This is a genomic window from Pedobacter chitinilyticus (assembly GCF_003313385.1).
GTDB lineage: Bacteria > Bacteroidota > Bacteroidia > Sphingobacteriales > Sphingobacteriaceae > Pedobacter > Pedobacter chitinilyticus.
In genome coordinates, this window is sequence record NZ_QMHN01000008.1 from 137,610 (window position 1) to 150,884 (window position 13,275).

Annotated in this window: 7 protein-coding genes; all 7 read right to left on the reverse strand. The window is 41.8% G+C overall.

Annotation, left to right across the window (positions count from 1 at the left end; translation table 11 throughout):
- Window positions 1-10 precede the first annotated feature (10 nt).
- The gene (locus DUT70_RS20240; protein ID WP_113649194.1) at window positions 11-3,301 is read right to left on the reverse strand and encodes a TonB-dependent receptor; all 3,291 of its coding nucleotides are present in this window, start codon (window positions 3,299-3,301) and stop codon (window positions 11-13) included.
- A 91-nt stretch (window positions 3,302-3,392) separates the two neighbouring features.
- Complete coding sequence (locus DUT70_RS20245) at window positions 3,393-4,391, reverse strand: fasciclin domain-containing protein (protein WP_113649195.1); 999 nt, start codon at window positions 4,389-4,391, stop codon at window positions 3,393-3,395.
- Between the two features lies 1 nt (window position 4,392).
- On the reverse strand, window positions 4,393-5,724 hold the full coding sequence (locus DUT70_RS20250; protein ID WP_113649196.1) for a fasciclin domain-containing protein: 1,332 nt from the start codon (window positions 5,722-5,724) through the stop codon (window positions 4,393-4,395).
- A gap of 5 nt (window positions 5,725-5,729) precedes the next feature.
- Complete coding sequence (locus DUT70_RS20255) at window positions 5,730-6,779, reverse strand: fasciclin domain-containing protein (protein ID WP_113649197.1); 1,050 nt, start codon at window positions 6,777-6,779, stop codon at window positions 5,730-5,732.
- 11 nt (window positions 6,780-6,790) lie between these two features.
- Window positions 6,791-7,990 (reverse strand): hypothetical protein, encoded by a 1,200-nt coding sequence (locus DUT70_RS20260; RefSeq protein ID WP_113649198.1) that lies wholly within the window; start codon window positions 7,988-7,990, stop codon window positions 6,791-6,793.
- On the reverse strand, window positions 7,990-9,705 hold the full coding sequence (locus DUT70_RS20265; RefSeq protein WP_113649199.1) for a DUF4397 domain-containing protein: 1,716 nt from the start codon (window positions 9,703-9,705) through the stop codon (window positions 7,990-7,992). Before DUT70_RS20265 ends, DUT70_RS20260 begins: the two co-directional genes overlap by 1 nt.
- Complete coding sequence (locus tag DUT70_RS20270) at window positions 9,705-13,265, reverse strand: TonB-dependent receptor (protein WP_240432209.1); 3,561 nt, start codon at window positions 13,263-13,265, stop codon at window positions 9,705-9,707. The genes DUT70_RS20265 and DUT70_RS20270 overlap by 1 nt, the downstream gene beginning before the upstream one ends.
- Window positions 13,266-13,275: the final 10 nt, after the last annotated feature.

Here is a 13,275-nt window from a genome sequence, read left to right on the forward strand (position 1 = left end):
ATAGGTTGGGTTAAAAGGTATATCTTAATCCGAATTGCATTTGCGCTCTTGACGCAAAATAGTCGGTACTGTAAGGCTTGCCAGGATTATTGAAGGTAAATACTGGATAGTTGCCTGCATTTTGCTGTGGTGGAAAAAGCACTGGTGTTAGCCCCACACTGCTGGTTGAGTTAAAGGTATTGGGCGAAAAATATTGGATTCCCCAATCCTTGTTAATGAAGTTAGTTAAGTTGGTGACATCAACCGTGAGGCTAACTGATTGTGCTTTGTTTTTGCTTACCAATAATTCGTGGGCAATATGTAAATCGGCTTGTATGTTCCAAGGGGTGCGACCTTGGTTACGCTCTGTAAATTGGCCTCTTCTACTGCTCAAGTATTGGTTTCCATCAACAAACTGGTTAAAGGCAGCTGCCTGTTGAGCAGCAGTTTGTCCTGCAACATCCTTAAAGTAGCGAACAGCTTCTTCTCTGGTGGGAATATAGGCCAATGAAACTTGCTGTGGCAAGCCTTGAATACTGTTGTTTACAATACCATAGCTGAATGGGCTTCCCGATTGTGCACTGAAAAACAGGTTAATGCTGGTTTTGCCCGCATTTTTCCATTCGTAGCTGTAACCTAGAGTAGTGACAATCCTGTGCCTTACATCAAAATTGCTATAGGCCAAACCTGGGTTATTAGGCACCAATGCTTGATTTAACTGCCAATTACTTTCCATAGAGTTACGTACACCGTTGCTCAAATCCTTCGATTGTCCGTAAGTATAAGAGGTACTTAGGTTCAATTTTTTGAAGAAGTTTTTGGCAATAGTTCCTGTAATGCTGTAACGATAGCCTTCGCTAGTATTGCTCAATAGGTAAATGTTAGAGAAACGGTTGTCTACCGAACCATTGTAAACGGGTTGCTGTTTGTTTTTGTCGTAGCCGTAGTACAGTGGATTATCCTGCGTGTTTAACTGTTGGAAAAGTACATCTTTAATGTTTTTAGTGTACATCCCTTCTAAGGTAAAACGCCATTCGTTAGCGGCTTCATAGTCAATACCCAAGCTGGTACGCAATACCTGTGGCATTACAAAACCGTTGTCAACAAGGTCAACTTGCGTACGCCCGCTATTTGGGTTATTGATTACTGCGCCATTTTGTTCAATGAAATTTCCAATGCCGTTTTGGCTTGGTCTGATGGCATCACTACCAGGCACAAAAGGTTTTTGATCGGCACGTTGATCAAAAGCGCCATAGGTATCGCCAGTATTGTAATAGGCATAGGCGAGCCATGCAAATGGAATACGACCTGTAAATAAACCAACCCCACCTCTGAAAATCAGTTTCTGATCGCCAAGGGCATCGTACCTAAACCCAAGACGTGGCGATAGCTGTATTTTGTTGAGGAAACTGTTGTTGATTCGGCTCAATGGTGTGTAGCTGTAGGTGGAACCGAAGTTTACGTCGGCATTAACGCTACGGATTTTATCACTTAGTGTTGGCATGTTAGGTAAATGAGCAATGTCGGCCCTTAAACCTGGAGTAATTTTTAATTTATCGCTCACCCTAATTTCGTCCTGTACGTATAAGCTGTACATGTTTACGTTGAAATCCGCAGCAGGATTATTCAAAATATAATCGCGGGTGTTGTTGGTATAATTATAACTTCCCCTTACACGATAAGGATTGTTGGCAATAAAGTCTTCGATGTTGAGGTAATCTACACGGCCATTCCATGCGTTCACAAAACCATAACCAATGTTGTACAGCTCATTATGCGTACCTATTAAAAGTTTGTGCCGTCCTTTAACCCAATTCAAGTTGGCAGTAAACTCCCAAGTTTTTTGCTTCATGTTAAAAATGCTGGCTTCCCTATCAGTTCCCAAATAAATGGTACTTCCTGGGGTACGCCCCATAATTTGTACTTGTGGCAGGCTTGGATCACTTAAGGGATTACGGCTATCGCTCACTTGGGTATAGCCCACTACGATATTTCCAGAAAGTTGATTGTTAAAACGGCTTTTCAGCTCGGCAACAGTACTGCTTTGGTTATTTTTTTGCTCAAAAGCCATGCTGCTGAAACGGAAATCTTGCTGGTCGCGGTCCATGTGCGTGGCCTTGCTAAAGATGGTGTTATTACGCACCGCCAATTGGTGTTTATCGTTGATGTTCCAATCTACCCTGTTAAAGAATTTTTGCGACTTGCTCCAGTTGGTGTAAACGCCCGCAGTACCCACATCAAAAATACTTCCGTAACGACTTTTGGCAATATTGGCAATGCTTTGTGCATCGGCCGTGCTTAAAATGTGACTGGTTTCGGCAGTACCCACCATGAGTTGGGTTGGATCTTGCCGACGGGTAATTTCCTCATTACTGAAGAAAAATAGCTTATTCTTGATGATGGGAAAACCGATACGGAAACCCGCTTGATAATCATAGAAATCAGTATTCATCTTACCCAAACTCCCTACCCTATCTTTACCAGTAATGGCGGCATTACGACCAAAGCCGTAAACGGAACCACTTACTTTGTTGGTACCACTACGGGTTACAGCATTTACCGAACCGCCCGTAAAGTTACCAATCTTCACATCGAAAGGCGCTAGGTATACCTGCATGTCTTCAATGGCATCCAAGGATAGCGGATTGGTTCTGGTGCTGCTTCCTGCCATGCCCGATGTACCTGTTTGTCCGCCCAAAGATGGACTAAAACCAATGGCATCGTTGTTAATGGCGCCATCAATGGTGACGTTGTTGTAACGGAAGTTGGTACCACCAAAACTGTTATCGCGGCTACCTTGTGGCGTTAGGCGGGTAATGTCAGTAATGCTACGGTTCAAAGTAGGCATGTTCTTCACCTGATCGGCACTGATGTTTTTACCAGCGCCATAGGTATTGGCTCTTTGGCCCGAACCTGCTTTACCTGCAATGGTTACGGTACTCAATTGTTGTGCATTGTCCTGCAAAATGAAATTGAGCTGTTGCGCACCGCCAAGTCTAATGGTAATGTCGTCACGCACTTCGTTTTTCATCCCCGTTAGGGAAACCGTTAGGTGGTAAGGGCCGCCTATCCTTAGGTTATTAAGGAAGTAACGTCCATCAGCATCCGCCGCCACGGCATACTTAGTGCCCGATGGGGTGTGTATGGCCACAATGGTAGCACCTGGCAAGGGCTGCTGCTGCGCATCTTTTACCTGCCCTGTGATGGCACCACTGGTTTCTTGCGCCCTAACGCTCAAATGGCTACCAAGTACCAAGCTAAATAAAGCAATCAGCAAACGCCAATGGCTATGATCATGCTTTATATGTATCTTTTTTTTCATTTGTTTTAATTTTATAGGCAAAAAGGCAGTGCTACCAACCCCAGTGGGTTCGTCAAATTATCTCCCTGCCTTTTTGATCATGGTTATCTTCCTATTGTGTTAATCGTAAACCAGTATCGATAATGTGCAATACGCCGTTTCCTGTAAGGATATCCCTTTTTGACAGGTTCACATCGGCGGTATTTCCAATGCCTCGTAAGCTGATGCTGGTAAAACCACCTGTTGAATTGGGTTCGGTGATTAGTTTAACATTGATGCTGTTGCCATCTATCATACTTTGCTTAGCGGTATTTGTGGGTCCAGTACTCAAAATATAATCGTACACAAATCGCCTATCTGCTACAATGTGGTAATCTACCAATCGCTTTAGTTCAGCTACATCAGTTTGATTAATTTGTTGAATACTTTGATAGCCTAAGGCCTGCATGGCACTATTGGTGGGTGCAAAAATGGTATAAGGACCTTTACCGTTCAGTTTCTCTAAAACGCCAGAGGCCTTTAAGGCTTGGGCAAAAAGGGTTAAACTGCTTTCGGCCGCAATGGCATCACCAATCAAATCGTGCAGGTAAGGCGTTAATACCCGATCAATCACCTGCACCAATCCGTTTGATGCGGTAATGTTTTTTGATAGGATTTTTGAACCATTGATGGTTAGCACTGTATCTGTTCCCTTTACCCAATGCGTGGCATAAAGCTTTCCGCCACGTGAGCGCAACTCCTGATTAAATAGAAAGGGTAATTTATTGAGTTCATATTTACCGTCTAAGGTGTGATAGTTAGCAATACGTGCAATGGTGGTGGCATTAGCCGCTAATACGCCCACGGCACCATTGTAGCCAGCTTTGGTAAATGCGGCATCTGAAGGAGCCAATAAGGTATATGGACCCGCTCCCTGTTGCAATTCTTTATCGAGGGTGCTTCTTCTTAATGCGGCATTAAAAGCAGAAAGGTTAAAATTATCTGCCACCACCATATTAATCTTGTTTTGATCGAATTCACTAGCGTCTTTATCCTTACGACAAGAAATAGCCAAGGATGCCAGCAGGAATAAGGCTATCAATTTTAGGTTATGCTTAGAATGAAATCTCATATTAATGGAATTTAAAGCCCTTGGGAATAAGTAAATGATCAACCGCATGGATGGGACCGTTGAGGGTATTGATGTCTGTTTGAACAACGTTGGCCGCTGGAAAGGTGCTATCTTTTATTTTTAACTGTACAGCAGTTCCATTTACAGAAAAACCAAAGGGCATTTTATAGGCATAAGCAATTTGTGCCGTACCGCCAATATTTACGTAATATTCACTCAGAAATTCTGGGCGTAAATCGTTGCTGTAAAACATGGTACTATTTGCCGCTGCCAAACCATAGCTAGGATCTCGGGGCCCAAACATTCTTCCCCAGTTATAGTGATAGTTAAATAGCGTATCGGTGGGAAAATTACCTTCTGGCGAAAAGCTCATGTCGTCAAAACGGACATTATTATGCTCATTAAACCTCATCACATCTGCCACCGACTGGAAACCTGCATTTTTAAAAGCTTCATCGGTTGGAGCAAACAAAGTATTCATCGTAATATTTGGCCCAATAAATCCTTGGTAAATAGGCCTATTGATACCACCCCAGAAATCTCCAAAGAAATCACGTTGTTTATACATGTCCTTAATTTCATCTGGACTTGGTTTATAGCCAAACCACATTTCCATTTCCGTTGATACTTTATCTAGGTACAGTTCATCGCAAGCCTTTAAAACGCCCACAAATATGCTGAACCTGGCATCGGCCTCTAACGTTTCTTTAAATGTTTTGGTAGGTCTTTCTACCGCTTTGCTGATGAAATAAACCGCTCCGTTGGTTGCAGGCTGGTAATTAAGTTTTCCTACTGATTTGCCATAAATCAACAGTTCATCGCCTTTTGTTGCCAAATACAATCTATGGAAGTACAAATCGTAAGTCTGTCCGTTGTTCAAGTTACTTTCATAAAACGGCATGTAAAGATCTTTTTGCTCCAATAAGGTTTTTAGTGGGATGCTATATGCACCTAATTGTTCTTTACGCAGCACTTTATTACTGGTGTAAAACATCAATAAACTGTCTACGTCGTTCACAGCCATTTGGGCAATACTGGCGTTGGTAATACCTGCAGCGGTAAGGGCAGCATCATCTGGCACAAAAACCGTGAACTGTGTATTTTTACCCATAGCCTCCAATCTTGCCTTCATGGTGCTTTTTTGCCAAGCCGCATAAAATATCTTAGCTGGAGAGGCCGACAACAATTGTTCGATACTTTGAGTGGCATCGCTTTGATAAGGTACCTGAGCCCCCTCTGGATCAGGCATAAATTCGGATTTTCGGCATGCGGTTATCATCATTACCGATAACAATAAGAATGAAATGATGCTCGTATTTTTTATATTCCTCATGTTATTTATTGTTTAATAGATTGTTGTGGCGTTAAAAGACCACTTTCTAAGTGATGAATAACTCCATTACTGCATAAATTGTCCATTTTGGACTGCACATAGTATTCTACTGACTTAATGGGGGTGGCAAACAGCTCGTTGCTAGGTTTAACTATTAAACGATAGTAGAGATTTTGAGGATAAGCCACGAGTACACTAAACTGCATGTAGTGTTTGTTATCCTTTAAATAATAGCTGTAATCTCCCCTACCACTAATGATTCGGAGCGCTTCAGAATCTGAAATAAAGAAGTGCCTATTGTACATTAAATAAGCGCCAAAAAGAAGATCACCATTGTAGTTATCCTTGTTTAAAGCAGCTAATGAAGCTGATGTAATCCCAATGCTTGCCAATGCTGCATTGCTAGGTGCAAAAACGGTGAAGGGTCCTGCTTGCGCCAATTGATCCCAAAGACCAAATTTTTTCAGTCCTTCTATAAATACACTATACTCGGCTCTTTTTTCTAACCATTGTTGCGTTGTGACCTTAAAATTAGGCTTCATCATTTTTTCAATCACATGTAGCACACCATTAGAAAGTATGACGTCTTTTCTTGTGGCATAGGCTCCGCTAAAGAAAAGCTTGTTTTCTTTATATTGTCCTGAGCCTAAGGTGGTGTAGAGTTCCGAGCCTTCCAAAGTAGGATAACGTACATCTACACCATCTGTCGGAACGTCCGCCAGCATTAATTTACGAGGCATGATATGGTAAGAAATGACTTTCTTTAGGCTATCCACATTCATTTTATCAAAATCAGAAGGACTAAATATGCCAAGCTCATTAAAGGCCAAATCATTAGGCACCAACACCGTAAATGGCCCCGCACCGTTCAATTGTTCGGCCAAACCTGTTTTTTTTAAGGCTGCGCTAAACAAGGTCATTTCGTAGTTATTTTTGATGAAGTCTGTAGCGGGACGGATATTTTCATTAGGCACCGTTACGGTTAAATCATCGTGTTTACAGGCTGCCATACCGCATACCAGCATAGCCAACACCAATATTTTTAAATGTTTCATTTCTCCGTGTTTTAATAAATTGGTGGTGCGTATTTACGTTGAATGGTAGTGAGGTAAATTCTACCGTTAACCACCTCTAGCGTATTTACGGTGGCAAAAGTCCTAGGGTTATCTTTTCCAGAATGTACGTTGACCAACAAATTGGGTAGCACCGTGCCGTTTTCATTACTCTGTAAGCTTACCTTGCCATTTAATACACAGTTGACCACGGCCCAGTTACTTCCAGTGTTTATCTGACTGTCGTGTATTGGATTGTTGGAGATATCCATCCCTGGCAATAGAAACTCAAACCTTTGCCAAATATCCGTGACCACACCGTTAGCTTTACTGCTGCTCCAAAGTGGGAAGCTTACATAAGGACTAACTGTTGCTTCAGTATTGTTTCGTTTTACATTGGTCAAGTATTTTCCTTTATACCCTGGCACGGTTAAGCCACGATGGTTAAGGTTACTTTGGCTTTCGTAAAGAGATACATAAACATTCATATCATCTTTGATGCCTCCCTTAAAACTCTTTAAAGCAAAATCATCGTCTTTAAACTGATCGTCAGCTTGCCAAAAGCCTTTGGCGCTCATGTTATAGAAGTTCACATAAACCAGCGAATCTGACAATGGAAGCTTATAGAAGTTTTCATGTCTGAGTAAAACCCCGCTTGTTTTCTTCTCGAAATCTTTCTGTAAGAGGTGAAGCGTGTATACTTCTTTACTGGTTAAATTAATGGTAGTATCAACCAAAATATCCTTTTTAAGATGCGTTTCTAATTGAAAAAAAGGAATGGTGTTTTTGGGGCGATAAGCAAATACTACCCTCAATTTGCCCGAAGGCACCTGTGCCCAACTGCTCAGGTCGAAACCATTTAATATTGGTCCCACCAATACATTTTCTTTTCCTGGGTACTCTGGGTTATTTACCGAAGTACTGTTTCCAATATGTGAAGGGTAAGGCGGCGCATAAGCGTCTCTTTTATCCAAGAAATCGCCCACAATTTCTGCTCCAGTTAAATTACCATTGGCATCGGTAGTTGGGTTAATCAACATACAGAAAAATGGCACCTTGTCATCTTTAGTACCTAAGGTTTGTACATAGTTGAGGTTATTGAACACACGCAGATAGGCAGGTTGATCTATTTTGGTATAATCAACCTTCCTGCATCCCGTAGCAATTACCATAGCCAATAGGCTTAAATAAATACTTAAAATCTGTTTCTTCATTACTTGGTATGTTTAATAATGATCATTTTGGCCTTGTTTGCAGATGTAGCATTTGTGCTAGTCCCTATCAATGCCACCGTGTACACGCCAGGTTCATCTACAGGCAAGCCTTTGTTTGGCTTTTGATATAAGGCTTTGTTGGCAATAAAGGAGTCGTGTGTAAGGGTTTCGATATCATTTGCCCAAGTACCTGGCACTACATTTGGCTTAGACCTGTAAGCTAAAATGTTGTAAGCTTCTCCAGTAGCAAAACCACTAATATAAGGCTGTTCAAAAACAGGCAATCCAGGTTGTATATTCACTACTGCATTGGAATTGTATTGTCCGTTATCAAACGTGAAGGTGATGTAAGGATTCCCTATCGAAAGATTGAGGAAGCGCTTAGAAAAGAAGAACTTTTTAGCCTGTCGAGCATAAGTAGCATCATCCGTAGGCCCCATAAATGAGGTTCCACTTAAATCGTTAGCGACCAATAACAACTTTGCCTTACCCGTTTGATCTGGATGCAACCAAGCCGTATAGTTTTGAGAAGGGCGAAGTTCTTGCGTTGAAGTAGCCAACACATTTCCTGAAGCATCTAAAGCTTCAACGGTGTAATTGCCTTTAATCAAATTGGCATAATCGCTTCCACTGCCGTAAGCAATATTATTGGACAGTAGTTTTCCGTTTACCCTTAAACCCATCACTTGTCCAGCCATGGCATTAGCTGCCTGCAACCTGAAATAGGTTTGATTTGCTGGGGCGCTCACATCTGTAATTACCCTAAAAGCATTTTGATAAAGGAAAGAGTTGTTGCCAATATCATCTACCAAATAATCAAAACGTTGTGGTGCTACCAAAATGGTGTACACGCCACCTGGCTGATAAGTTTGTATGGGTGCATATACCTGATGGCTCACTTTGTAATAATCCTTTGGAATACTAGAGGTAGCTGGATCAATGAGTCCTAGCGAATAATCTTCGCTACTGCCTGGCGAAGGCAATTGTTTGCCATCTTGCAATAACACTCTAAACTGGTAAGTGCCATATGGCAGTTCTACATATTCAGAAACTTTGGCTGCCGCAGTAATGTTATTGGTGGCATTGTTCACTAATGTTCCGTCAGCAAAGGCTAAAGAAACTGGCCCACGTAAATCTTCTTGCGGCCCACTTAAACCATAGGCGGGATTATTGATGTTTGCTGAGAGGTTAACTATTCTGATTTTAAAATGATCAGGCTTAGATGGCGAGGCCACTCCTCTAGGAATCGCTACCACTTCCGACTGTCCGTTGGTATAGCGTGTAGGCATCAACACATAGTCTGTTGGCGTGTTGTAATCGTTTTTAGCCACCATGCTAATATCAAAATTGCCATTGGTTTCGTTGATGTTTCTGACTCCAAACTTTAATGTTGCTGTTTCTTGTTGGCTAAACAAATTTTGCGGTACCGACCAAGTTTGTCCTAATCTTCCGTCAGTTGGAAAATAAGAGGTACCTGGATATTTATAGCTATCTGGGCCTGTGGACGGACGAACAATAAAACTTGTTAAACTATCACCATTGGCTACCACTTGGTTAAATCCCGCAAAGTTAATGATGCGAACATTAGAATTCACGCGGTTTTCTGTCAGTATCCTATTGTCTACCTTGGTGTCTATCTTGTCTTTTTTACAAGCTTGCGCTAATAGCGTGAGGCAAAAGCACAGACTTAAAATTTTATAACTTAATGTTCTCATTATTTAAACAGGTTATAGGTAAAGCCTACCATGATTTCGGCACCTCGTTTGAAACTACGGTTGATATACTCATTACCATACCATTTTCCTCCAGTTTCCGGATTGGCGTAAACTGTTTTAATTGCTGGGTTAAGAATGTTTTTAGCGTATCCCTTAAACAATATCTTTTTATTGATGCGTTGGCTGAAAACGAGATCCAATACGGGTACTGGTTGGCTGTACAAATCGGGTTCACCCGTAAGATTGATCTGTACCAAACGCTCGCCTACCATATTAAAGGTTGCCGTAAGGTCAGTTCCAGACTTCTCGTTGTTATAGTTTAACCAAGCGTTTATGGAATAAGGTGCCTGCTCAAAAAGTGGGCTATTTTTAGGGGTATATCTATCTAAAGAACGGCTAGCCTCATATCTGGCAGGGGTCTTTTTGATATCGCTTTGCGCCAACAATAGGTTGGATCCAATGTAGAAGTTCTTTAAAGGATCGAACATTGTTCCAAGGTTTTTCACTACTTCCAACTCAATTCCCCAAACACGACCAATATTAGGGTCATTTTGAAACTGAATGGTTGGAAACTCTGGATAGGTTGCTGCTAACCCCGCTGTTTTTAAACTAAACACCTTTACCAATTGGTTTTCGATGCGTTTTCCGAAAGCAGAAATGGCCAACACTTCTCCTTTTGCAGGGAACCATTCCCATCTGAAATCGAGGTTTTGGGTTTGCTGGTTCACCAAGTTTGGATTTCCAACGACCAAGCCCATTTGAAAGGCATCAAATTCGAAAACGTTGGTAATTTCTCTGAGCTCTGGTCTAGCCAAAGTAGAGTTATAGGCCGCACGGAAATTCATGTTATCCTTTAAGGTATAGGTGGCATTTACGGAGTAAAATGGTTTATAATCCGTTTGATATACCGAGTTAGGATTAATAGGATTTAAAGGCACGCCACTATTGCCTGCTGTTAAAGCAGGGTCCAAGAAAACACCTGCGGTATCAACGCTAGAACCAATATTGGTCATTTCGAAACGTACCCCACCAGTTAGGCGTAGCTTTTCGGTCAGTTTCAAATCCAGCATTCCGTAAAAAGCATTGGTTTCGTAATAACCTTTATAGTTGTTTGGTGATTTTTGACTGTTGTAAAGAAATCCACCAATAGGCATCATTCCCTCACCTTGTCCAGCACCCGGAACTTTCACACCGATGATTTCATTGCTCACCAAGCGGTCTAAATTTCCTTGTACGTCATACAACGGCACTGCCTTGTTGCTGGTAAAGTTAGATCCTGGCAAGAAAAGCTGGTTTTCTGTAAAGGTTCTCTCTCTGAAAAGATAGTTAGCACCTGTTTTTAATTGCTGAACCTGTCCAAAAAGCTTAAACGGAATGCTTAAATCAGCCTTGTAGTTATAGTTATCTTCTTCAAGGTTACGCCATCTTCGGCCGTTAGGTTCGGCTTGGATAATGCCATAGCTACCAAAACCATTTACATAACCCGAAGTTAGGGCATATAAATGCGGGCTATAAGTAGGTACACTAGGAGTATTTCCTGCGCCTACTACAGGTCGGTTATACCAACCACCACCTCTAGGGGTATAGTCTGCCAAACTAGCAAAGCGAAAATCGGGATCATTTTGTTTTGAATTGGAAGTGGCTACGTTATAGCTTAAACGTGGCGACAACTCGCTTTGCAATAACTTGTGTTCGCCTTGTAAGTTAAAGGTATTGAGGTTACGGAAAGTTTGTTTAAGCGAATAAGTGGTACTGGCTACCTCTCCTGGCAACCCCGTATATTCGTATCTTCCATTCAGGTGCGTAGCCTTGGTTTCGCCACCCCAACTGCCCAGGTACTGCATACTGATTTCGTGACGAGGGTTGAAACGATAAGTAAGCCCTGCCAAAGTACCATAGTTAAGGGTTTCGGTCCCCGTATTTTCCTTATAGGTTTGATATTTACCCATGTAAAGGCTGTTAGGGGTAATATAGTTAGGGATATTACGGAAGCTATACACATCTGGATTTCCAGTAACTACACCTTGGTATATACTGTATTGTGTTAAATCGCCACCGTTGATATCGGTAATTCTTCTATAATAGTTACCTCCCAGAATTAATCCCAAAGTGTGCTTTTTAAACATCTTGTAACTGTTGCCATAGGTGGCAGAGTACAATTGGTTTAAGGGTGCTTTTTTGTATTGGGTAGTCATCACTGGATCAAAGCTTTGCATAATGCGATTGACACGGTTGACTTCTTGGTAGGCATTAGGACTATAATTGCTATTGGCTACCATATTTTGGATGGAGCTTAAACCGCCTGGGTATTGCTTTGCAAGGTTTTTGAAATCTTGCGACAGGTTTTTATCGTTGATTTTTGTACCTAGTACGCCCATATCGCTGTTCCAAAAACTATTGTACTGGCCACTCATGCCTACATTGGAGTTCAGTCCTGTTTGTGCAATAATTTCAAAGGTTTCCTTTTCGGGCACCGATTTGGTTTTCAATTCCACAATCCCCGCAGCTGCATCAGCAGGCTTATCTGGCGCTACTGTTTTATAAATGGTGATGTTATCTAAAAGAGATGCTGGAACCAAATCCAAAGGAATAGCACTCCTATCTGGATCTGAAGAAGCCAAACGCACACCGTTTAATTGTCCAATGACGCTTCTATCGCCCAACCCACGGATGGCCACATATTTATCATCGGTTACCGTTACCCCCGAAACACGTTGTAAAGCCTGCGTGGTGGTGATACTGGCCGTACGCTCAATCATTTGCGCCGAGATGGCATCCTGTACAATGGCGGAGTTTTTACGTTCGTCCAATACTGATACATCTGTGCTGGCTCGTCTGCGTGCCTGCACCACTACTTCGCCTAAGGTTGTAGAAGAGGCGTTTAATGAAATGGTAAGGTTTTTGGTATTGGCATCAACCTTTATTTCTCGGGTTTCGTAACCGATATAGGAAATGACCAAAGTGGCACCCCCTTCTGGTATGGTCAATTTGAACTTACCATCGGCATCTGTAGATACGGCATTGTTGGTGCCTTTAATTTTAATACCTACACCTATTAAGGTTTCTTTGGTTTTGGCATCTATCACCGTACCTGCAATCACAATTGGCACAGGTTTTTTAGTGATGACCACATAGCCTTCTACCACTTTATATTGAAGGTTGGTATGAGCTAAAACCAAGTTCAAAGCCTCTGCCACGGTAATTTCCGTGTTCAAGCTGATTTTTTTGGAGATGCTTTCCAAGAGCTCAACCTGTGCATTAATTTGTACTTTACTTTGTTTTTCAATAGTAGCTAAACTATTGCCTAGTGTGGCATTATCCAGCTTTAGCTTAATTTTTTGGTTTAAATTTTGACCGAGTGCACTATTAGCCAAAAGTACTCCAACACAGGCAAGCTTGATAGCTATCAGAAGAAACGAGCACTTCATATAGAAATAAATTTTATCTGCGGGCAGATGGTCTTTAAGCACCCGACGGTATTTCTTTCGTATACGGAGGACCAGGGTTGTTAACTGCCTCACATATCGAGAAGAAATATGCAGGTGTAATAATTTTTGCATATTTTTGATC

Bases quoted from the DNA above. Each gene is read 5' to 3' on its own strand.
- DUT70_RS20270 (WP_240432209.1), bottom strand. From the start codon at position 13,265: ATGCAAAAATTATTACACCTGCATATTTCTTCTCGATATGTGAGGCAG.
- DUT70_RS20255 (WP_113649197.1), bottom strand. From the start codon at position 6,779: ATGAAACATTTAAAAATATTGGTGTTGGCTATGCTGGTATGCGGTATG.
- DUT70_RS20265 (WP_113649199.1), bottom strand. From the start codon at position 9,705: ATGAGAACATTAAGTTATAAAATTTTAAGTCTGTGCTTTTGCCTCACG.
- DUT70_RS20260 (WP_113649198.1), bottom strand. From the start codon at position 7,990: ATGAAGAAACAGATTTTAAGTATTTATTTAAGCCTATTGGCTATGGTA.
- DUT70_RS20250 (WP_113649196.1), bottom strand. From the start codon at position 5,724: ATGAGGAATATAAAAAATACGAGCATCATTTCATTCTTATTGTTATCG.
- DUT70_RS20245 (WP_113649195.1), bottom strand. From the start codon at position 4,391: ATGAGATTTCATTCTAAGCATAACCTAAAATTGATAGCCTTATTCCTG.
- DUT70_RS20240 (WP_113649194.1), bottom strand. From the start codon at position 3,301: ATGAAAAAAAAGATACATATAAAGCATGATCATAGCCATTGGCGTTTG.